Source organism: Parafrankia sp. FMc2, assembly GCF_041008525.1.
In the GTDB taxonomy this organism is placed as follows: Bacteria; Actinomycetota; Actinomycetes; order Frankiales; family Frankiaceae; genus Parafrankia.
Genome location: NZ_JBFLUG010000015.1, coordinates 51,934 through 73,049 on the forward strand (window position 1 = coordinate 51,934; position 21,116 = coordinate 73,049).

19 protein-coding genes are annotated in these 21,116 nt (G+C 71.6%); 6 read left to right on the forward strand and 13 right to left on the reverse strand.

Going from position 1 to position 21,116, the window contains the following annotated elements; all coding sequences use genetic code 11:
* The first annotated feature begins 341 nt into the window (after positions 1-341).
* Complete coding sequence (locus AB1460_RS08240; protein ID WP_018637091.1) at positions 342-779, forward strand: hypothetical protein; 438 nt, start codon at positions 342-344, stop codon at positions 777-779.
* Between the two features lie 30 nt (positions 780-809).
* Here AB1460_RS08240 and AB1460_RS08245 read toward each other — a convergent pair whose 3' ends face one another.
* The 4 genes from AB1460_RS08245 to AB1460_RS08260 all read right to left on the reverse strand — a co-directional run bounded on the left by AB1460_RS08245 (position 810) and on the right by AB1460_RS08260 (position 5,693).
* The gene (locus tag AB1460_RS08245) at positions 810-2,231 is read right to left on the reverse strand and encodes an adenylosuccinate synthetase (protein ID WP_368960044.1); all 1,422 of its coding nucleotides are present in this window, start codon (positions 2,229-2,231) and stop codon (positions 810-812) included.
* 37 nt (positions 2,232-2,268) lie between these two features.
* Positions 2,269-3,285 carry a hypothetical protein gene (locus AB1460_RS08250; RefSeq protein WP_368960046.1) on the reverse strand — a complete coding sequence of 339 codons (1,017 nt, stop codon included), beginning with the start codon at positions 3,283-3,285 and terminating at the stop codon, positions 2,269-2,271.
* Between the two features lie 130 nt (positions 3,286-3,415).
* Positions 3,416-4,753, reverse strand: coding sequence for a hypothetical protein (locus AB1460_RS08255; protein WP_420497218.1), 1,338 nt, complete (start codon positions 4,751-4,753; stop codon positions 3,416-3,418).
* Positions 4,737-5,693, reverse strand: coding sequence for an NUDIX hydrolase (locus tag AB1460_RS08260; RefSeq protein WP_368960049.1), 957 nt, complete (start codon positions 5,691-5,693; stop codon positions 4,737-4,739). The genes AB1460_RS08255 and AB1460_RS08260 overlap by 17 nt, the downstream gene beginning before the upstream one ends.
* A 276-nt stretch (positions 5,694-5,969) precedes the next feature.
* On the opposite strand from AB1460_RS08260, the gene AB1460_RS08265 reads away from it, so the two are divergent.
* Complete coding sequence (locus AB1460_RS08265) at positions 5,970-6,311, forward strand: metallopeptidase family protein (protein WP_368960051.1); 342 nt, start codon at positions 5,970-5,972, stop codon at positions 6,309-6,311.
* 83 nt (positions 6,312-6,394) lie between these two features.
* Positions 6,395-6,967, forward strand: a complete 573-nt coding sequence (locus tag AB1460_RS08270) for a GNAT family N-acetyltransferase (RefSeq protein WP_368960094.1) — start codon at positions 6,395-6,397, stop codon at positions 6,965-6,967.
* 16 nt (positions 6,968-6,983) lie between these two features.
* On the opposite strand, the gene AB1460_RS08275 is transcribed toward AB1460_RS08270, so the two are convergent.
* The 9 genes from AB1460_RS08275 to AB1460_RS08315 form a co-directional block, all read right to left on the reverse strand.
* Positions 6,984-8,030, reverse strand: a complete 1,047-nt coding sequence (locus tag AB1460_RS08275) for a hypothetical protein (protein ID WP_420497219.1) — start codon at positions 8,028-8,030, stop codon at positions 6,984-6,986.
* Positions 8,031-8,072: 42 nt separating this feature from the next.
* Complete coding sequence (locus AB1460_RS08280; protein WP_368960055.1) at positions 8,073-9,164, reverse strand: SCO2521 family protein; 1,092 nt, start codon at positions 9,162-9,164, stop codon at positions 8,073-8,075.
* Entirely contained in the window at positions 9,164-10,261 is a 1,098-nt protein-coding gene (locus AB1460_RS08285) for an SCO2522 family protein (protein ID WP_420497220.1), read from the reverse strand. Before AB1460_RS08285 ends, AB1460_RS08280 begins: the two co-directional genes overlap by 1 nt.
* Before the next feature lie 5 nt (positions 10,262-10,266).
* Positions 10,267-11,187, reverse strand: a complete 921-nt coding sequence (locus AB1460_RS08290; RefSeq protein ID WP_368960056.1) for an SCO2523 family variant P-loop protein — start codon at positions 11,185-11,187, stop codon at positions 10,267-10,269.
* Positions 11,188-11,200: 13 nt separating this feature from the next.
* The gene (locus AB1460_RS08295; protein WP_368960058.1) at positions 11,201-13,039 is read right to left on the reverse strand and encodes an SCO2524 family protein; all 1,839 of its coding nucleotides are present in this window, start codon (positions 13,037-13,039) and stop codon (positions 11,201-11,203) included.
* A gap of 11 nt (positions 13,040-13,050) precedes the next feature.
* The gene (locus tag AB1460_RS08300) at positions 13,051-13,845 is read right to left on the reverse strand and encodes an SCO2525 family SAM-dependent methyltransferase (protein ID WP_368960059.1); all 795 of its coding nucleotides are present in this window, start codon (positions 13,843-13,845) and stop codon (positions 13,051-13,053) included.
* A gap of 388 nt (positions 13,846-14,233) precedes the next feature.
* A complete protein-coding gene (locus AB1460_RS08305; RefSeq protein WP_368960061.1) occupies positions 14,234-14,695 on the reverse strand; it encodes a GNAT family N-acetyltransferase in 462 nt (153 codons plus the stop codon).
* Between the two features lie 737 nt (positions 14,696-15,432).
* Entirely contained in the window at positions 15,433-15,741 is a 309-nt protein-coding gene (locus AB1460_RS08310) for a GlsB/YeaQ/YmgE family stress response membrane protein (protein WP_368960063.1), read from the reverse strand.
* A 149-nt stretch (positions 15,742-15,890) separates the two neighbouring features.
* A complete protein-coding gene (locus AB1460_RS08315; RefSeq protein WP_368960064.1) occupies positions 15,891-16,583 on the reverse strand; it encodes a hypothetical protein in 693 nt (230 codons plus the stop codon).
* Between the two features lie 300 nt (positions 16,584-16,883).
* Between AB1460_RS08315 and AB1460_RS08320 the strand changes: the two genes are divergently transcribed.
* From AB1460_RS08320 to AB1460_RS08330, 3 genes are all read left to right on the forward strand, one after another.
* The gene (locus AB1460_RS08320) at positions 16,884-18,344 is read left to right on the forward strand and encodes an amidase (protein ID WP_368960066.1); all 1,461 of its coding nucleotides are present in this window, start codon (positions 16,884-16,886) and stop codon (positions 18,342-18,344) included.
* Positions 18,345-18,387: 43 nt separating this feature from the next.
* The gene (locus AB1460_RS08325) at positions 18,388-19,512 is read left to right on the forward strand and encodes a PP2C family protein-serine/threonine phosphatase (RefSeq protein WP_368960067.1); all 1,125 of its coding nucleotides are present in this window, start codon (positions 18,388-18,390) and stop codon (positions 19,510-19,512) included.
* Between the two features lie 193 nt (positions 19,513-19,705).
* Positions 19,706-21,103, forward strand: a complete 1,398-nt coding sequence (locus AB1460_RS08330; RefSeq protein WP_368960068.1) for a glutamate decarboxylase — start codon at positions 19,706-19,708, stop codon at positions 21,101-21,103.
* Positions 21,104-21,116 lie beyond the last annotated feature (13 nt).

Here is a 21,116-nt window from a genome sequence, read left to right on the forward strand (position 1 = left end):
GGTTCATTGTCCCGACTACGGGTTCCGGGAGCCACCGCCCTCGTCGCGGCACCCTCCGCAGGACATACCCGGAAGCGGGTCACGACGGGATTTACGTCTCCGAAACCAGGCCCGACCGGCGGTTCTGGACCAGGCCCGGTGGGTCGGATAGCGTTGCCTCGCGCACACGGGGATAAAAGCACCTGGCAACGCCGGCCCGACAACACCGGGAACCGGCGGGGTCAACACCGGGACAGACAGAGGAACAGACAGAGGCAGAGGCTGCACAGGAAACCGGCAGGCAGCACCAGAGAACAGCTTGTGCCCATCCGCAGCGGTACCGAAAGCCAGGACGGTAGGAAGTGACGGAAGCTCAGGCCGTCGACGCCTGGTCCGGCTCGCCCATCTCATGGGAAGACCTGCGCACCGCGGTCGTCGGCAACAACGGTGTCTATCGCATCGACATGGCAGTCCTGCGGGAGATAGGCGGTTACGGCCGGCTAGGCAACAATGTACGGCAGATTCTCAGCCGCAAGCTCGCCGGAGTCGGCCTCGGCCACCTCCCCGCCGAGCTGCCCTCGTATCAGGACAAGCAGGTCCTGTTGTACCAGTACGGCACCCCGGCAGCGGAGATCGTCGAGGCACTCAGCGAGGGTGCCTCCGACGGCGCGGAGTCAGCATTGCTCCGGCTGAACTCCTCGCAGGATCTTGCCAAGGTGCGGGACGCCTCGATCAAGGCGGTCGAGCTCCTGTCCATCCTCAGCGAGCGGTGCAAGGACTGCATGGGTCCCCTGCACTGACCAACCGCAGGGGATCCCCTGGCCCCACGGTCAGGGCCCGGTGGTCACGAGGCGCGCGTGGCGTCCACCGGGCCCGGCCGCGGGTGCCGCAGTGCCCCGCCCGGCCGGGAGGAACATCTTGTCCGCGGCCCGTGGGCCGTATGAGGTCAGGGTCACCGGCGCCCCCAGCGCCGCCGCCACCCGATCGGGCCACTCCTCGGGCGCGACGCGCACGCCGGGCAGCGGCTCGGCCCGGGCCAGCCGCTCGGTGAGCGCCGCCTGCCGCTCCAGATCGCCGGGCGGCCCTGGCTCCAGCCGGCGCACGCACTCCCCGTCGATCCGGTAGCCGGCGCAGAACGCCAGCCGCAGCGGCAGCCGTGCGGCCACGTCCAGATGGGTCAGGGCCACCGCGTCCACGCCACCCGCCGCGTCGACCGCGTACCGGTGCGCGACCGCGTCGAAGTGCCCCACCCGGAACCGCCCCTGCCACCTGCCGGTCCCGTTGTGGACGTCCGGCAGCACCGCGGCCAGCTCGGCGTCCTCGGTCACCAGCGGGCCGGGCCCGTGCCGCGTCGTGTAGCAGCGGACGACCCCGAGCCGCCGGGCCGCGCCGCGCAGACCCACCTGGGCGAGCAGCTCCTCGGCGTTGGCCGCTGTCGTCGTCGACCAGGTCGTGTACGGATGGAAGCCGTGCCACTCGTCGAGCAGCACGCCCTGTGCCCCCTCGAACACCACCGGCCCGCGGGCGCACAGCACACGCAGCCAGGAACCGTCGACGATCCGCGCGGCCTGCCCGAAGGCGCGCAGGACCGCCACGACGTCCTCGACCTCCGGTACCGCCGGCAGCTCGGCCGGCGCGCCGGGCCCTGCCGGCCTGCTCAGGCCGGTCAGCTCGGCGTGCGTCCAGTCGCGGAGCTCGTGCAGCCGGCGGCGCAGCCGGGACGGGTTCGCGCCCGCGCAGTCGGCGACCCGCGGCGCGATATCGGGCCGGGTCTGCGCGTAGGAAACCGTCTCGCCGATCCCCATCCCGCACGATCCGTGCGCCCCCGCTCCGCGTGCCAGCTCGCGGGCCTGGTTCACCACCGCGTGGTAGGGCGTGGTGAGCAGGGCGTCGCCGTCGACCGTCAGCCGCCCGAACGGGTCAGGCACTCCCACGGACTCCAGGTGCACGGCCTCCGCGACCAGCGCGAACGGGTCGACGAGCACGGTGCGGGCCAGGTGCGTCGCGCAGCCTGCGGTGAAGGAACCCGCGCCGAACTGGGCGAAGGTGTGATGCCGGCCGTCGTCGGTCACGACGTTGTGCGCCGCCTGGGCGCCGCCGTTGAAACGCACCACCGACGGCACTCGCCCGGCATCGGCCGCCCGGGCGCACAGCCAGTCGACCACCGTGCCCTTGCCCGCGTCGCCGAAACCAAGATCGGTGACGATGACGTGGTCGCCCGGCCCGTCCCCGTCCCCGTCCGGCCAGGTCACAGTGGATGTCCGCCCTGGTGCCACAGCCTTCGTCCTCTCAGAGCCGGGCGATGCCGGGGCCGTCGGCCTCGGCGACCCGGGCGTTCAGCGCGCGGGCGCCGCGGGCGACCACGGCACGGGTGTTGCGGGAGCTGGCGGTGCGGGCGTACCGGGCCAGCGCCCGCCCGACGCTGGGCGCCGCCCGCTGCGCGCCGACGTCCCGCAGGTGGTCGAGCCCCGCGTCGAGGTCGATGGCCGCCTCGTTGATCCCGATGGTCAGCGCGATCGTCTCGCACACCGCGTCGAGGTCGTCCAGCTCCAGCACCCGCTCGCCGAGCAGCCCGCGCCAGGTGCCGATCACCTCCCGGTCACCGGCGTAGGACGTCCCGGCCGGCAGAATGAAGTACACGTTGTAGCGGCGTTCCAGCTCGGCGACGATCTGCTCGACCGGGATGCTCTCCGCCAGCTGGTCGCCGACCACGGCCGCGACCTGGCTCGGCATCACCCGGTTGTAGGGCAGCTCGTCGCCGACGATGAACAGGTAGCCCCGCTGGCCGCGCCGCTCGAAACAGTCCGTCGAGGTGTGGCGGGCCATGAAGTACATCGCCAGCTCGTAGGACTCGTGTTTCTGGCCGCCACCGCCGCCCTCGAGCATCATCGCGCCGAGCTGGTCGTCCATCCGGTTGTCCGACTCGAACTGGCCGACCTGCAGCGGAACCCGGTCGCAGGTCGCGTCACCGATGCCGCCGAAGAGGATCTGCGGGTGCCGGGCATAACCTTTGCGCAGCAGCAATCCGTGCAGCTCCGGCAGCCGGGTCTGCAGGGTGCGCGGGACCTGCCCCATCGACCCCGTCACGTCGAACAGGACGGCAATGGCCAGGCTGTCGGGATGGTCCTCGCTGTCCCGGCTCTCACGGGCTGTGACCAGCCACGGATCCAGGTCGGGATGCGCCTTCCAGCTGCGCCGGCTGCTCGCCCGCATCGAGTCGCTGTACTCGAACGCGCTCGCCCCGCTGCGGGCACGGTAGCCCGCGGCCGCCGCATACACATCGGTCGACCAGTAGCCGCTGCCCATGATGTCTCTCCCGCCTTCCCGGAACGGATCCGGTTCTCGTCAGTGATCGTCGGTTTCTTCGGTGATCGTCGGTTTCTCCGGCAGTCGTCGGCTTCCTCGGCAGTCGTCGGCTTCCTCGACAGTCGTCGGCTCACGCCGGGCTTCCCGCCGGCAGGGGCGGGAGGTGGAACCTCCTGAAGCGACGCGGTCCGAACAGCCGTTCCAGCAGCTCGTCCAGCTCGCCGAGCAGTCGCCAGGCGTCATGCGGTCGGCGCGCGGCGGCCCGCAGGGTGCAGCCCTGCGCGAACCGCCGCAGCGGAACCGGGACGTCCGGTCCGAGCAGGAAGGTCATGCAGCGGGTGGCGAGATAGATGTCCGTCGCCTCGTCGGGCGGCTGCCGCGCCGGCACCTCCGGCGGGTACATCTGTGCGAAGCCCGGGACGACAGCCGGCACCCGGGCCCCGCTCACGCCGGTGCCGCCGCCCCGGACAACGCTGTAGCACCAGTCGACCAGCACGAGTCCGTGCAGGTCAGGGTGGATGAGGACGTGGTCGGGGACGACAGCGCCGTGCAGCACCCCGGCGCGGTGGGCGTAGCCGAGAGCCACCAGCAGCCGGCGCCACATCCAGGCGACGTCCCGCGGGTCGACCCCCTGCGGGTAGGCGGCGCGGATCCGGCTGAGCGAGCAGAAACCGTCGAGCCGCCCGAGGGCGTTGACCCGCCGCGCCCCGGCTGTGCCCGCCGCGGCCTCATCCCCCGGGACGTGCAGGAACGACTCGACCAGCCGGGGCGCGTAGGCGGCGAAGCGCCGGTCACCCTGGCGGGCGAGCCGACCCAGCGCGGCCGCCTCCCGCTCCATCAGATCGTTGTCCGCACCGGAACGCGGGATCTTGAGCAGCACCTCGTGGGCCGCTCCGCCCCCGGCCGACCGGCATTCGGCCGGGTGCAGGCGGGCTACGTCACCTTCGACGACAGCCCCGGCGGCACCGGCGACCCCACCTACGGGCCCGTCCGGCCCCTGGGCCACGCGGCGGCGCGACGTCCGCAGCGTGTACGTGTGACGCCCGGTACGAAGAACCGCCGTCCCATCCCCGTCCCTCTCCGCTTTTCCGGCAGTGTGGCCCGGGTCCGCGGCCCCCGCGGCACCCGCGGCACCCGCGGCGGTGCGGGCCGCGGTGTTGCCAGGTCGGCCCCACGTGGGGCCGGGCCGCCCGCCGCCGGTGACGGATCCGGGCAGGTCCTCGAGCTGCTGGTAGCGCATCCACAGCTCACCGAGCCGGACGAACCCGTCGGTCGCGGCGCCCGCGCTGCCCGCCGGCGCCCGGTCGGGATGCACCAGCCGGGCCAGCCGCCGGTAACCAGCCACCCCGGGCGTGGGCCCGAACACCCCGACGAGATCCTCCCGCCCGGCCGCCGCCGGGACGTCCCTCAGCAGGCGCAACGCCTCGTCGAGGCTGGCCGGGACGGCAGGCTCAGGCATCACCCGCACCGCCCGCTTCGGGCCCGGACGGCCGCAGCAGCGCCGGGTGCAGCAGCTTCGCGGGCCCCGCCTGGTACAACCGGGCCCGGCGCCCGCCTCGGCTGCCGCCGCGTTCGGTGGTGGTCCCGGTGTCCTCCAGGAAGCCCGGCACCGACAGGACCTTGCGGTGGAAGTTCGCGGCGTGCGGTGCCCGGCCCCAGACCGTGGTGTAGACCTCACGCAGCTCGGTGATGGTGAACTGTTCGCCGACGAACGCGGTCGCCAGCGGCGTGTACTCGATCTTCGATCGAGCCCGCTCGACCCCGTCGGCGAGAATCCGCCCGTGGTCGAAGGCCAGATCGCCCGGAAGCACGGCGTCGAACGGCAGGTCACCGACCACGGAGGTGTCGAACGCCACGCCGCCCGACCCGGTCGCCAGCGGCAGCCAGGCGGCCGCCGCCGCGTCGCCGCCCGCGGTCGGGTCCGGCAGGTCCGGCGCGAAGGCGAGATAGGCGACCGAGATCACCCGCATGCGCGGGTCCCGGCCCGGGGTGCCGTAGGTGCCGAGCTGTTCCAGATGCACCCGCGCCGATCCGGCGGGCCGGACAGCACCCGGTGCGCCGGGTGGTTCGTCGGGGAGTCCGTCGGGTGGCCGCGCGTCGGCCTCCGCCGCGGTCAGTCCGGTCTCCTCGACCAGTTCACGGGCCGCGGCCTCGGGAAGATCCTCTTCGAGGGGATGTCCTGTCCCGTCCGGGCGCGGGCGGACGAACCCGCCGGGCAGTGCCCAGCGGCCCGCGAAGGGCTCTTCGCCCCGGCGCACGAGCAGGACGTGCAGTTTCCGCTCCCGCACTGTCAGCGCCACGACATCCACCGTCACCGCGACCGGGTCGAAAGCCCGCGGGTCATAGGTGCTCGGGTCGTACCCGCCACCCGCCCGCGGACGGGTCGGTCCGGCCTCGACCTCCGGCATGGTTCACCGCCTTCGCTTCTGGCAGGTGCCGGCGGGACCTCCGTGCCAGGCTCGCCCCCGCGACGCGCCCCGCCGGCCCGCCGGCATCCGACAGTTCATCTCATTACGAGATTTTCTAGATGTGAGAGTAACCAGGCGGGCGTCCGAGGAACAAGCCCTCGCCCGCACCCGGCGCTGTCCCACGGGCGACACCCTCGCCAGGCGACCGCCAGGCAACACCCTCACCAGGCGCCCGGTGAGACCGCGCGGAGCCGCCGGTACGGGCAGGATGGATCTGTGGACGCGGTCAGCCCGGAGCGGTTCGAGGAGCTGGTCGTCACCGCGCTCGACAGCCTGCCGCCCGAGCTGGGACGGCAGATGCGCAACGTGGCCGTCCTCGTCGAGGACGACTCCGAGGACGGCGTGCTCGGCCTCTACGAAGGGGTGCCGCTCACCGAGCGGGGCGACTGGTACAGCGGCGTGCTCCCCGACCGGATCACCATCTACCGGATGCCGATCTGCGCCGTGAGCGCATCAGAGGAGGACGTGGTGCGCGAGGTGCGGATCACGGTGATTCACGAGATCGCCCACCACTTCGGCATCGACGACGCGCGCCTGCACGAGCTCGGCTGGAGCTGAGCCGAGACCGATCCCGCTCGTAGCGGCACCCATGGAGGAACGCTCAGCCCACACTTACCGACATTGCCGGGCAGGATCGGATGGTGCGGACACGTCGGGCAGCGGAGGACGACTGGCCGGCCATCTGGCCGGTGTGGCACGCAGTCGTCGCCGAGGGTGAGACGTGCCTGTGGGATCCCGACACCGGGGAGGCTCGCGCCCGAGGGCTGTGGATGCTGCCCGCACCCGCCGAGGTGCTGGTCATGGAGGTCGACGACGGGCCTGCCTCGACGCGGGTGGTCGCCACGGCGCTGCTCGTCCCCAGCCAGCCGGACCTCGGCAACCACGTGGCACTCGCCCAGCTCCTCGTCGACCCCGCCCTGGTCAACCTCGGCGGCGGCGCGTTCGGGCCCGGCGGGTACCACGGGCCCAGCGGCGCGCAGGGCATCGGCCGGGCCGCCGGCGAGGGAATGATCGATCACGCCGCGGACCTCGGCTACCACGCGATGCAGCTCAACGCCGTGGTGGCCGCCAACACCCGACTGGTCGCACTGTGGCGATCACTGTCGTTCCGGGTGGTCGGCACGCTGCCCGCAGCGTTCCGCCATCCGTGGCAGGGAGATGTCGACCTCTACGTGATGCACCGATTCCTCCCCCCGCCGACCCGCGCGGTGTAGCTGGCCTCCCCGCGGCTCAGGTGCCCGCGCCGGCACCACCGCTCGAACCGGCACCACCGCTCGCCGCCGCCGCGTTTCCCGCGGCCTCGGCGGCCTCGGCCTCCGCCCAGATGTCGTTGAAAAGCTCGATCCGCTCGCCGATGCGGGTCCGGTCGAACCAGAGGTTGGTGCTGGTGATACTCGAGCCCGGCAGTGCCCCGACCTCCACCTCGTAGCTGACCTCGTCGTCGAAGAGAATGAAGTCGCGGAAGGTGTTGCGCCAGCCGGTCACCGCCCGGCCGAGTTGTGATCCGCCGGGAACGACGACACTGTGGACCTTGATGCCGGCGGCCCGCTGCTCGTCACAGATCTTCAGGAAGTCAGCGTTGCGGAGAATTTTCTCGTTGTTCAGAATGAAGACGCGGCGGACGTTTACGCCGCGGGCGACCGCCTCCCGCTGTGCCATCAGGTAGGCGCGACCAAGCTCGCTTTTCCAGAACCCGTCGCTGAAGCTGCGCCGCCCGCCGTCGGCGGTCGTCGTGCTGGTGGCGGAAATCGTGCGCCCGGTGGTACGGGTGAGGGTCAGCAGCCAGTCGCGGTCCTCACCCGGGCAGCTCACCGAATCACCTTCCAGCCCACGCAGCAGTTCGTTCAGCGCCCGGATCTCCTCGGTCACCAGACGGCCGAGAACGGGCGCCGGCGGGACGAACCGTGCCGCCCGCTCGATCAGCCCGCTGATGGGCCGCGAGTTGGGCACCGCCGTCTCCACCGCCGAGTTCTCCAGCGACTCGAGCAGGCGTGCCCCGCGGTCGACCCGGTCCAGCCGCCGCGTGACCGTCTGCCGCGTCGTGTCGAGCTCACTGGTCACCAGCTGGGCGAAGGTGCCCAGGCGCTGCTCCTGCCCCAGCACGACGGTCTCCATCCGGTCCTCCAGGGACGCCAGATGATGCACGACCAGCACGACACCGCCGATGAAGACCGAGAGCATCGTCGTCCAGGTCATCTCCCCGTCAAGCAGGTAACTGATCAGGAAGGTGGCGCCGCCGGTGGCCAGCGCCAGCGCGATCTCCCTGACGATTCTCAAAGCAGGCACGTCCACCCCGTTCGGTCGGCCGCCAGTACCGGTTCAGGCCCGGTGGGAAATCCCCTCGACGCCGTCCTGGAAGACCAGGTTTCCGTGGGCCGGCGCCGCGGCCGGCTTTTCGAGCACGGCCAGGAGCAACTGGTTCTGGATCTGGCCGCGCAGACTCGTCCACTGGCGAGAGAAGCCGGGACGGCTCTCAAGTGCGGCCCACATCCAGCCCAGGTCCTCGGCGACTCTGGCGCCCGGCATCCACAGGTGGAGCAGATGGTCGACGGCCGGGCGGATGCGGGCCACCACTTCGGCGGCCGGATCGACACCGATTCTGCTGTTCTCCATCAGATTCGCGACGGTGGTCAGCAGCCAGTCATGCAGAGCGAGATCCTCGCAGGCAACCACCGCCTCGGCCGGATCGCTGATCGATGCCGGCAGCCGTAGTCGTACTGTCCGCGACGTCTCGTCGTGGACAACGAGTTCAATATCCGGTGATTCTGCCAGCTCACCGGAATCCGGAGACCGCCAGGTTACGGCGAACCGCAGTCTTGTCCGGCGTGCCCGCAACATCGTCACCCGGTCGATGTAAGGCATGCGTTGCACCTGATTGAGCAGTCGGTTCACGACAGCGCCGAGATCGAGTGGCTCGCGGGCGGGGCCGGCGGCCGGGGACGACCGCGCGGAGTCCCGTAGGAAGCCCGCGGTCAGGTCCGACGCGCCGCAGCGCGCGCCGACCTCGATGGTCCCCGGATTCGTCAGGTAGTGCGACCACGGCAGCCGGCGTTCGCCGGCTGCCCGGACGAGGCGGGCCCGCGCCGATGCCTGCAGGATGATCCCGCCGGTGACGGATGCCCGGGCCAGGACAGTTCCCACCCCGTCCGCCCGGGTGCCCGAGCCGGTGGGGAGCGGGCAGTGCACGCCCACTCGTTCATCCGGAGACACCGCGTAGGTGAAGGGCCTGGTCGCGCGGAGGACCCGGCGACCCGGGTCCAGATCAAGGAGCCGGGCGACGGTGTCCGCGCCGACCTGGTGCGAGTTCTGCAGCAGGGTGGTCCGGACCTCGCCGACGAGGACGTCCAGGTTCTCCGCCGGAGCCGGCCCGGCACGCGCCCGCGCGGGGGCCGGTCGCGTCGAGGCGGGCATCAGCGGCTCAGGAAGAGATAGGTGAGCCGGTCGGCGGGCTCGGCCGGCACCGTGAGGCCTTCCTCCGCCGCCCGTCGCACCGTGGACGCCAGGGCGGCCGGGTCGATGCCGACCTGCCCGAGGATCACCCGCACGGCATGCTCGACGGGAAGGTACGTGGCGCCGAGCGCGGAGAACGTCCGGTAGGCGCAGAACGGCGCAGCCCTCGGGGTCATCCGGCCGATCGCCGGGAAGTCCGCCCAGCGGGCCGGAAGATCGGTGAGGTCGACCGGCACAGGGTTGACCACCGTCTCCCCCCGCGCCCGCAGCAGTCCGAGCCGCAGCAGCTGCCACACCGCCGCAAGAAACGAGCAGGACCACAGCCGGCCCTCCGGGCCCGGTTCCTCCGTCCACAGCTCGGCGTCGAGGAACACCGAATGCCGGCGGGCGGCGTTCTCAGCCGGCGGGTGCCAGGGTGTCCGGCCTCCCATGGCCGGGACCTCGGCGGTGGATGCCGACCGGGATCCGTTACACAGCCAGCCGGTCTCGTGTACCGGCGGGCGCGACCCGTTCGTCCCGTAGGGCGGATCGGGGATGAGCGCCTTCTCGACCAGGCGGGCGAGCGGCACCCGTCCGTTCTCCACGCACGCGGACTCCCGCGCGATGTAGTCGATGACCAGGCCGTGAGCACCGGCGGCCGCGATCAGTTCCGGCAGCACCACACCCGGCGGCGGCAATGTGTCCGGTTCCGAGTAGTCGTCCACCAGCAGGCAGGTGCTGACCCTGGTGGGACGTCCAGCCGCCCCCGCCCCCGCCAGCGCACCGAGCGACGAGTGCTCCGCCCACGGCGCGATCCGGCGGAAGTGCGCGGCCAGGGCTCCGGCTCCGTCGTGGAAGTCCTCCGGGTAGAAGTGGCCGAGCTCCACCGACAGCTGGGCGAGCGGCACCTCCACGGTGCGCCCGGCCGCGCTCGTCTCGCGGAAGACGGCGCGCGGGGAAAGCGCCGCCGGCGCTGCCGCCGGCACTGCCAGGGGCGGTTGGCCCGGCAGCGATTCCAGGAGCTGCGGTTCCAGGAGCTGCGGCTCGTTGGGCTGCGGTTCGCTGGGCTGCGGTTCCACGGGTGTCAGAGCCCCTCCCACAGGCTTTTGTCCGTCAGTCGTTCGGCGAGTGCCTCGAACGCCTGCCCGGTCTCCGCGTTGGCGATGCGGGTGGTCGAGATGTCGTCCTCGACGATGATCTGCTCCCGCCACTGCAGAACGGGGTCGAGCGGAATCGACCCGATCATCAGGCTGCTTCCCAGCCGCATCTTCCCGGCCAGCCGCTGCAGATCGATGTCATAGGACTGCAGCCACACGGACTGCTCCGGGCGCAGGCTGGCCAGTTGCGGCGATTCGGGTTCGAGTACGGCGGTACGCACGAACCGGATGCCGTCCTCCAGGTCCGGCTTCCGGTGCCCGTACTCCGCGCCCGTCTCGAGAATGCCCTGCGTCCCGTGCACCAGACCCGAGGCGGCCACGATGTGCTGGCGGGTCCACCGGTGGAACACGAGCCAGCGCGTTGTCTTGGCCGCGAGCACCGGATCGGCGGTGGCTCGCAGGACCAGCTCGGTCGCATACGAGCGGCCCGCGCTCAGGTCGACGAGGGTCAGTTCGAACTCCTCGTCCAGGGAGAGGAAGAGGTCGGTGCACCGGCGGATCATCTGCTTGTTCACCGGGAACTCACCGCCCCCCGCATCGCCGGGCAGGAGGGTGAGGCGGCCGGCGCCGAGCGGCCTGGCCCAGCCGCCGCCCAGGGTCGACTGGGTCCAGACGTCGAACTGCTCCACCTCCGCCGTCCCCCCGGCGAGATAGGTGTGCAGCCCGCGCCCGGTGGGCGTCCCCTGGCCTGCCGCCTCCACGCCGAAGATCGCGCCCGAGGTGGGCGAGCCGAAGTCGAAGTCGAGATAGCACACATCGCTGCCCTGCATCGCCCGCCGGTAGGCCACGTTGCAGCTCGTCACGGAGCGGCCGGTTCCGCCCTTGTCGGAGGTCGCGAAGACGATCATCGGTCGCCGGCCGTCATCCGCGCCGGGCGAGGGCGAGCTTGTCGAGATCGCGCAGCGCCTCCTGCACGATGGCGACCGCCGTCGCCGGCTGGCGTTCTCGCAGCTCCCGGGCCCGTCTCAGGCTCGCTCCGATTCCGTGCAGCTGGGTGCGGGCGGGCAGCGCGGCGGTCGGCGACTGGCGCAGGAGCTCACCGGCGTGCAGATGGTCGGCCTCGGCGATCATGTCCAGGGCCAGTTCGGCGAGCCGGCTGCTGTACGGGCGGGTGTTGGCGATGGTCGCGACGGAGACCAGGGCCTCCATGATCCGCTCGGTGAAGTACCAGGACGGCTCCTTGTCCGGCATCTCCACCTTGAACATGTCGGCGATGTCGTCCCACAGCCCCGCCCCCGGCCCGGCCGTGATCTGCCGGCGCTGGAGGTGCCTGAGCCAGATCTGGTCGGCCAGGGTGAGCAGCCTGTCCCGCAACGCGCTGTCGCGGGTGACCGAGGCCGTGCGAGCGACCCGCTTGAGCAGCGCCGTCGAGAAGTCGGCCACCGGCCAGACCAGGGGGGGACCCAGGTCCTCCGCGCCGGGCAGCTCCATGCGGACGCCGGGCACGTGCAGCAGGGTGGCCTGCTCACGCAGGCGGGCGCGCCGGGTCACCCGGCCCCGGATCGCCAGTTCCTCGAGAACGGAGGCGATGCGCGCGACGTCGACGTCCCTCGCCCGCTCGGTGGCCAGTGCCTCGATGGTGATGGAGGCGGCGAGCAGGGTGTCGTAGTCCGTTTCGGGGCCCTCGTCGGCGACGAGCCGGCCCCGCCACGGAATCTCCTCGACCGCCCAGCGGGCCCGGCCGAAACGGGCGATGGTCGCCCAGTACAGCTGAGCCAGGTTCTGCCGCAGCGCCAGCGCGCCGACCAGGCCCTCCTGCTCCGGACTGATGAGGCCGAGCCGGCGAGTGCGCTCCGAGAAGAGGTCAGCAATGCCGTCGAGCGCGGAGAGGGTGAAGTAGAGCGACGGGCGGGCCTCGGCAAGGCCCTTCGCCTGGGCCACCTCGTAGTTCCCGCCCGGATCGACGGGCGGGGCGTCCCGGATGACGCCCCAGGACCAGCCGCACTCGAACAGCAGGGAGTCGTCCTCCACCACGTCGCTGCTGGAGAGGTCGACACCCAGTTTCAGTTCGCGCAGCGCGGTACGTGCCGGGACCAGGGCCTCCCGGAAGGAGTCGAGCACTCTCTCACGCGGCGAGTCGTCCGTGTTGACAAGATCACGCAGTGCCTGCCCATCCGGCGAGTCGGGGGTGAACGACCGCACGGTGAAGCACCGCAGAATACCCACCATCGATGCCGTAAGCCGGTGCGACGCAGCCGCCTCCAGCGCCCGCATCTCGTCGAGCAGCGCGCTGCGGCGCACCGTCGGCCGGAACTCCTTGACGAAGCCGAGAATCGCGAGTGAGAGCGTGATGGACATCGAGAAGGAGTCGACGACCTCCAGCGCCTCCTGGTCGGGGGTGATTGTGTCGCCCTCATGCAGTGTCTGGAAATAGGAACCGCCGGCGAAGACAGGCGCCCCGTTGCTGTCGGTGTACCGCTGCAGGTACTGCACGAGTGCCCGGCTCAGCACCTGCGGGATCTGCCGGGCGTCACCGAGGCCCTCCAGCGCCGTGCACACGTCCCTGGCCGTCTCGTCCGGCCTGACGAAACCCATCCCGGTCATCTGGTAGGCGGGGTACATCAGGCAGAGCATCTGCTCCGCGTCGCTGGTCGAGTTCGGCGCGGCACGACCGGCGAAACGCCACGTGCCGTCGCCGTAGGAATAATCTGCGGCGGCCTTCCACATCTCCAGCAGGAGCTGCCGCGGTCGGATGTCCATGGCGGGGCCCCTCAGTCCGGTATCCGTGCGCCCGGCACCGGCTCACGCCGGGTGCGACCGCAGACGAGAACCATGGCCTCGTATCCCTCGCGCAGCAGCTCCGCCACGACGATGCGGTTGACCTTCAGGTCCGTGGCCAGCCCGTCCAGGCTGTCCTGAATCTGCGTCATGTCCAGCGACACGGCCGGGAAGGCAACATCACGGACGCGGTAGCCCTCCGACTTCTCCATGTACGCCATGGCGAACGGCGCGCCCGGCACGAGCGCGTTCAGGAAGCACTCCGACGCCCGACGGAACTCGTCCTCCTTCTCCGAGATGGAGCAGGCGACGAAGAACATGGTCCCGATCTCCCAGCGGGCCCGGTCCAGCTCGAAGACGCTGCCCTGGCTGACGGTCGCCCGCTCCGCCAGCAGGCGCCGCGGGTCCTCGACCGCCCCGTAGGCGGGCTCCTGGCACAGGACGTCCCAGAACTCGTCCCAGGTCGCACCGTAGGCCTTGATCTCCTTCTCCAGCCAGGCCACATTGCTCGCACCGAACTCGACCAGCGTTATCTGGTCACACCACGGCAGCATGGACAGGGTTGGGTAGAGGTTGCTGCCGCTCCCCACATCCAGCCCGCTCAGCGGGCGCTCCGCCGCCGCGGCGGCGGCGAAGGTGGCGAAGTAGGCCCGGACACCCTCGAGAATCTGCCGGTCATCCGCGCGCAGCGCGGAATAGTTGAGCTCGTAATAGGCGTCGGGGTCGAATCTGTCCCATTCACCCGCGGAGTTCGCCCTCCGCGGCTTGCCGGGTCCCACGGGTTCCATTGGTTTTACGTGCACATCTGCTCCCACTGAATGCGCGCGTCACTGTCTCGGGCCGGGCCGCGGTCGGGCCGGGCGGCTGGGGGCGGCGGATCGCGGGGCCGGCCGCGCGCGGAGAATCCCTGCGTGCGCGCGGCCACCGGGCCCGGGCGCACGGAGGCGGCCGGGCGTGGGCGCGCTGCCAGGGCACGGCGCGGGCGCGCGGCGCCGCAGGTCGGATACGCGGCCTTCACCGCCGCGAGAGGGCGCGTCCTACGACGGCGACCGAGGCAGGAAGCGCCTGGAAGGACTGGCGAGGCCGGAAGAGCTGGAAGGGCCCGAAAGGCCGGAAGAGCTGGAAGAGCTGGAAGAGCTGGCGTGCGGTGTGGCGGCCGCACTGCCCGAGTTCCGCTCAGTAGGCGGCAGTTCCCGACGAGCCCGGGCCGGCGGGTTCGGTGTGGGGCCAGGCCAGGTCGAACAGCAGCCGCGGTTCGCCGGGGCCGTAGTAGTCGTCCTCGGCACCGATCCGGGTAAAGCCCAACGACTCGTAAAGAGCAATCGCGACCGTGTTGCGCGGCGCGACCGCCAGGCGCACCCGGCGCACCCCTCGGAGGCGCAGGCTGTCGAGGGTCTCCTCTGCCAGCAGGCGCCCCACCCCCTGGCGCCGGTGCGACGTGTCCACCCCGAGCGCCAGGAAGTGGGCGAGTTCGCGCTCGTCGTCCGAGCCACAGCGAACCGCGATCGAATAGCCGACGAGCTCGCCGGACTCCTCCGCGACCAGGATCTCCCGCTGATGGACATCGAAGTACTGGCGAAGGACGAACCTGGGGTAGGCCAGCGGACCGAAGATCCTCTTGTCGATGTCGCTGAGCACAGGGAGGTCCTCCGCGCCTACCGACCTCACCTTGACCGCGTTCACGGCTCGCCCCTCCCGGCCTTTCCTGCTGGCATGTCGACATACCGGTCCGCAGGAGACAGACATGCGATCCCGCCATCCCGGAGCGACCTGCACGCTGCCGGGGGCACCCGGCGCTCCCGCGACTTTCCGGCATTCGGTACGCCACACCGCCGGGCCGGGCCGCGCCTCGAAGAGTACCGCGCGGACCAGGGCACGACTCGGCCGGCACGTGGATGCCTGGCAAGGGGGCAACCGGGTACAGCGGCATGCCTCCAGGATGCCTCAGCAGAAACTCATAATCCGTAAAACGGATGACTCGTGGACGACACATTTTGACCCAAGACCTGGATGGAACATCTGCCGACAAGCAACAAATCGCACATCCAGACAAATGTCGGCGCGCCCTCGCGACGACGCACCGACCCGACAGTCCACACACAAGGTAGTAATCCGGCTTTGCCGCCGCAAGGTGCGAGCCACGAGCCCCTGCGCCTGGCGTCGAGCTCCGTGTCGGGTCCCGACACGGAGCTGGTGCTGCGCCCTGCCCACCACGGGCAGCAGGAGCTCCACCTCGCGGAACACGGGCCCCGGCACAGCAGAAGGCCGCCACCCCAGAGAAACCTGGGGCGGCGGCCTGTGTCCTGCTCCGGCCCTGCTCGGCCCGTCAGCTGGGCCCGTCAGCCGCGGCTCCCGGACACGGGACCGCCGGCTGCTTACCGGCGGGCGTACCGGCGGCTGCGGTGGTGGTTCCGGGAGACGCCACGGCCGCTGATCGCGCGCCACACGGCGAGCACGATGATCGCGCCGATGATCGAGCCGATGACCCCGGACGGCTGCAGAGCGCCCTCACCCAGGTCCTTGCCGAAGAGGACATAGCCGAGGAAGCCACCGACGAAAGAGCCGATGATTCCGACGCCAATCGTGCCGAGAATGCCGATCGGGTCCGGGCCCGGGAGAACCAGCCGTGCGACGGCGCCGGCAATCAGACCGAGCAGGACCATGACGACGATGAACGTGAGCATCTGTGGCTCTCCCTTACCGAGATGTTCGCTCACTTCGAGCGACTGATTGCTTTGTCCCCGGATCGTCCACCTATAAACACTTCATCCTGAAAGGCGCCTGTCAGCCCTTTTGTAACGACGCGTGGCGTGCCGCTCCGCGCTACTGCGCGCTACTGCGCGTTGCGCGCGGCCTTCCGCCGCCGGGTGACCCGCCGGAGGAAGAGGAGTGCCGCGGCACCGAACACGGCGCCACCGGTCGCGCCCGGATGCCGCCGGGCCTGCTGGCCCGCCGACCGGGCAGCCTTGCCGCCGGAGGCCGCTGTCCGCTCGGCGGCGGCCGCCACCTGCGGGTGCTGGTCGAGCTGCTCGCGGACAGTGCCGACCGCACGGTCCTTCGCCTCGACGGTGCGCCCGGCCGCGGACGCGAGGGCCGGGGTCTGGATCACCTTGTCCCGGACCACCTCGGCGGCCTTCCCGGCGGCGTCGCGCGTCTTCTCCGTGGCAGCCGCCACGTGCGGGGCGAGCCCGGAGGTCACCTCGTTGAAACGGGCGCGGAGATCGGCGTTGGCAGCGCCGTCGCCGGAGGCGGTGTCGTCCGAGCCGGCGGTGCCACCGGAAGCCGCGCCGGCGACCGGGGCGACCCGGTCGGCTGCCCCGGCTGCCCCGGCGGAGCCACCGGATGCGGCGTCCGCCGCGGCCGCGGTGGGAACGGGGCGGGCAGCGGGGTCCACCACCGGCGGGACGTGGCGCGCGGGGCCCGGGGCCGCTCCGGCAGCGGCCGGGCCCCCGAGATCGGGCACTGGGGCGGAGGCGGGGGGCGATGCGGTCGGCTCGGTGTGGCGGGTACTCATGCCCTCGGTCATCTCGTTGTCCTCCTCGGCGGGTCTGCGAGTCTCGCGTGCGGTGAACCGATGACGAATCCGGGGTTGCTCACACGCGTCCGTTGGCCGAATACCCACCCATGCCATGGATAACCGACCTGTCCGCGTATCAGGGCGTGGCCTGCCACATAGGCCGCCGGGTGCACGGATGTGCGCATCGGCTCGACGGCCGACATCTGCCGCGTACGTCTCATGTCCCGCCGGGCCGGGGAGCGGGCGTATCGGGTCGGCTAGCGTGCTGTCCACGGCTCCGCCGCGCGTGTCGCGTCCAGGAGGTGGCTGATGTCAGGTACCGCGGATGTGTGGACGGACGGCTACCAGCTCGACGGCCTGCCCGGCCTGCGGGAGCTCGCCGGCAGGCTGGCCTCGGGGGAGGTCGGGTCACGCGAGCTCGTCGCGGCCAGCCTGGACCGCGCGCAGGCGTCCGCCACGACACTCAACGCCTTCCGGTTCCTGCGTACCGATCAGGCTCTCGCCGAGGCCGACGAGGCCGACCGCCGGCTGGCAGCCGGGGAGCGGCTGCCGCTGCTGGGAGTCCCGGTGGCGATCAAGGATGACACGGACATCGCCGGCCTGCCGACCGCGTTCGGTGCCGCCGGCGACTTCCCGCCCGCCACCGAGGACTGCGAGATGGTCCGCCGGCTGCGGGCCGCGGGCGCCGTCATCGTGGGGAAGACGAACACTCCCGAGTTCGGGCAGTGGCCCTTCACCGAGGGTCCGGCGTTCGGCGCCACCCGCAACCCGTGGAACCTCGACTACTCCCCGGGCGGCTCGTCCGGCGGCGCGGCGGCGGCGGTCGCCGCCGGGCTGGTGCCCGCCGCGATCGGCTCGGACGGTGCCGGATCGGTCCGCATTCCCGCCGCCTGGACCCATCTTGTCGGTATCAAGCCCCAGCGCGGGCGGATCTCGAGCGCGCCGGTGCCCGAGCAGTTCAACGGGCTCACGACGTTCGGGCCGCTCACCCGCACCGTCGCTGACGGCGCGCTGTTGCTGGATCTGCTGAGCGGCAGCCTCCCGGTGGACCGGGACCGCCCGTCGCCGCCGGTGGAGCCGTTCGCCCGGGCGGCGGAGCGGCCGCCGCCACGGCTGCGGATCGGCCTGTCGCTGCGGATCCCCTACAGCGGGATGCCCGCCGCCCTCGATCCGGCCGTCCGCGCCGCGGTGGAGCGTCTCGCCGAGGTACTGGCGCGGCTGGGCCATGAGGTGGTGCCCGCCGACCCGTTCTACGGCCTGCTCGGGCTGCTGTTCCTCCCCCGGTCGATGGACGGCATCCGGGACTGGTCCCGCCGGGTGCCCGATCCCGGTCTCCTCGACCCGCGGACGTTGGCGAACGCCCGCACCGGCCGGGCGCTACGACCGCTGCTCCGCCCGAGCCGGGCGGCGGAGGCGGTGGCACGGGCCGGCATCGGACGCCTGTTCCGGACGGTGGACGTCCTGCTCGCGCCGTCGACGGCCGTGCCGCCGCCGCGGGTCGGGGAGCTGAACCGGCCGACGAACTGGGAGACCGACCAGGCGATCGTCGCCGCCTGCCCGTACACCTGGCCGTGGAACGTGCTCGGCTGGCCGTCGGTGAACGTCCCCGCGGGGCTCACGCCGGCGGGACTGCCGGTGGGTGCGCAGCTGATGGGCCCGGCCGGCTACGAAGGGACACTGATCTCCCTCGCCGCGGAGCTGGAGGACGTCGAGAAGTGGTACACCCGTTACCCGGGACGTCTGGAGGCGTCCGCCGCGCGGCCGATGTGACAGTCCCCCGCTGACAAAAGCGTTTCTCTCGGGACAATGGCACATGCTCACCACCGTGGTTGACCGGGTTCGAGGCTACTGGGAGCCGTTGGCCGCCGGCCTGCTGGTCCTCGCCGCCGCGATCGTGGTGGGTGTGTCCACCACGCTGTCCACGACCGGCTACTTCGGCCTCGGGGCGCTGGTGGCGGCGGTCGCCTGCCCGGCGGGGGTGGCCCTGGGCGTGGGGCTGTTCAGCGAGGTCGTGGCGGTTACCTCGGGCCTGTGGGACCACCGGTTCGGCAACGGCCAGCACATCGCCGCATGCGTGCTTGTCGCGGCGCAGGCGGCGGTGGCGGTGTACATCGCCGTCCACCGGACGAGGCGGACCTCGGAGCTGCGGCAGGTCCGCGCCGTGGCCGAGGTCGCCCAGCGGGCCCTGCTCCCGGAGATCCCCGGCCAGCTGCACGGCGCGGGATTCGCCGCGCGCTACCTCTCCGCCGCCCGGGAGGCCTCGGTCGGCGGCGATCTCTACGAGGTCGTCGCGACCCAGCACTCGATCCGGGTCATCATCGGTGACGTCCGTGGCAAGGGGCTGCCCGCCGTACGGCTGGCGACAGTGGTGCTCGGCGCCTTCCGTGAGGCAGCGTGCACCTGGCTCGATCAGGAGCAGGTCGCGGCGGCATGCGCGCGTTCGGTCAGCCGCGAGGCGGACCCCGAGGACTTCGTGACCGCCCTGCTGCTCGACATCCACCCGGACGGCCGGCTCAGCCTCTGTTCCGCCGGCCATCACCCTCCGCTGCTCCTCGGGGCCGCGAGCACAGCCGCGCTGACCTGCCCGTTCTCCCCACCGCTGGGCCTCGGCGACCGCTTCGCCACGACCACCGCGGGCTGGGACGTCGGTGACCGCCTGCTGCTGTTCACCGACGGGCTGATCGAGGCCCGCGACGGTGACCGGGCCTTCTTCCAGCTCGAACGGCACGTGGACCTGCTGCGGGGGGTGTCCCCCGACATCGCGCTCGACCAGCTGACCAGCGCGCTTGCCGGGCACGTCGGCGGCAACCTGCATGACGATCTCGCGCTGCTCCTCGTCGAGCGCCTGGCAACGGGATCGTCCACCGAGGCGTCGTCCGCCAGCACCTCGGGACTGGTGTCCGGGCAGCCGGGACGGCCGCTGACCGACGCTCTCTGACCGACGCTCTCCGACCGGCGGCCGCTGACCGGCGCCTTCTGACCGGGCGCCGCCGACGGCCCCGCTGAGCTGCCGCGGGCGACGGCGTGCCACCCGGCGACACTCTCCACACCCGGTACGTCACCTGGCGTGATCGCTTGCTGAGTCGCAGACTCAGGGCGACACCGGAGGCAGCCGGGAGGAGGAACCACCCATGGCCCTGCATGGCCGGGTTCGCGGCGAACGTGGCGACCAGAACGTCGCGGTGCGCCCACACCTGTCGGTCCTGGACGAGGACACCTCGGTGCCCCGGTACCGGATACCGCGTTCGTCGATGTCACCGGAGGCTGCCTACCAGATCGTGCACGACGAGCTGATGCTGGACGGGAACGCCCGGCTGAACCTGGCGACGTTCGTGACCACCTGGATGGACGAGCACGCGGACAGGCTGATGGCCGAGTGCGCCGCGAAGAACATGATCGACAAGGACGAGTACCCGCAGACCGCCGAGCTGGAGTCCCGGTGCGTGAACATGCTCGCGGACCTGTGGAACGCCCCGGACGTCGCGCACACGATCGGGTGCTCCACGACCGGCTCGTCCGAGGCCTGCATGCTGGCCGGCCTCGCCCTCCTGCGCCGATGGCGGGACCGTGGCGCCCGGCCACCGCACACCGAGCCGCAGCCGAACCTCGTCATGGGGGCGAACGTCCAGGTCTGCTGGGAGAAGTTCGCCCGCTACTGGGACGTCGAGCCGCGGCTGGTCCCGCTCGCCCCCGGGCGGACCCACCTGACCCCGGAGGAGGCGGCCGCTCACTGCGACGAGAACACGATCGGCGTCGTCGCCGTTCTGGGATCGACCTTCGACGGGACCTACGAACCGGTCGAGCAGATCGCCTCCGCGCTCGACCAGCTGGCCGCGACGGGCGGGCCCGACGTCCCCGTGCACGTCGACGCCGCCTCCGGAGGCTTCATCGCCCCGTTCTGCGACCCGGCCCTGCGCTGGGACTTCCGACTCGACCGCGTTGTCTCCATCAACGCCTCCGGGCACAAGTACGGGCTGGTGTACCCGAGCGTCGGCTGGGTGGTGTGGCGGGACACCGGGCACCTCCCGGCCGATCTGGTGTTCGACGTCGACTATCTCGGCGGCACGATGCCGACCTTCGCCCTCAACTTCTCCCGGCCCGGAGCACAGGTCGTCGCCCAGTACTACTCGCTGCTGCGGCTCGGTCGCGCGGGCTACCAGCTCGCCGCCCGCACGTGCCGTGACAATGCGCGATGGCTGGCCGACGAGATCTCGAAACTCGGGCCCTTCGAACTGATCTCGGACGGCTCCGGGATCCCGGCGTTCGCGTTCACGGTGAGGGACGGGACGGACTTCAGCGTCTTCGACGTCTCGGAGGCGCTGCGCACCCGCGGCTGGCTGGTTCCGGCCTATCACTTCCCACCCGCTCTGACGGATCTCGCCGTGCTGCGGATCGTTGTACGGGCGGAATTCAGCCGCGATCTCGCACATCTGCTCCTGGACGATCTGCGGCGGGTCGTCTGCCGACTGACCGACCGGCAGGCCGGGAGGTGGCCGGGCGACGGGAGCCGCGCGTCGTTCCACCACTGAGCAACTCCAGCAG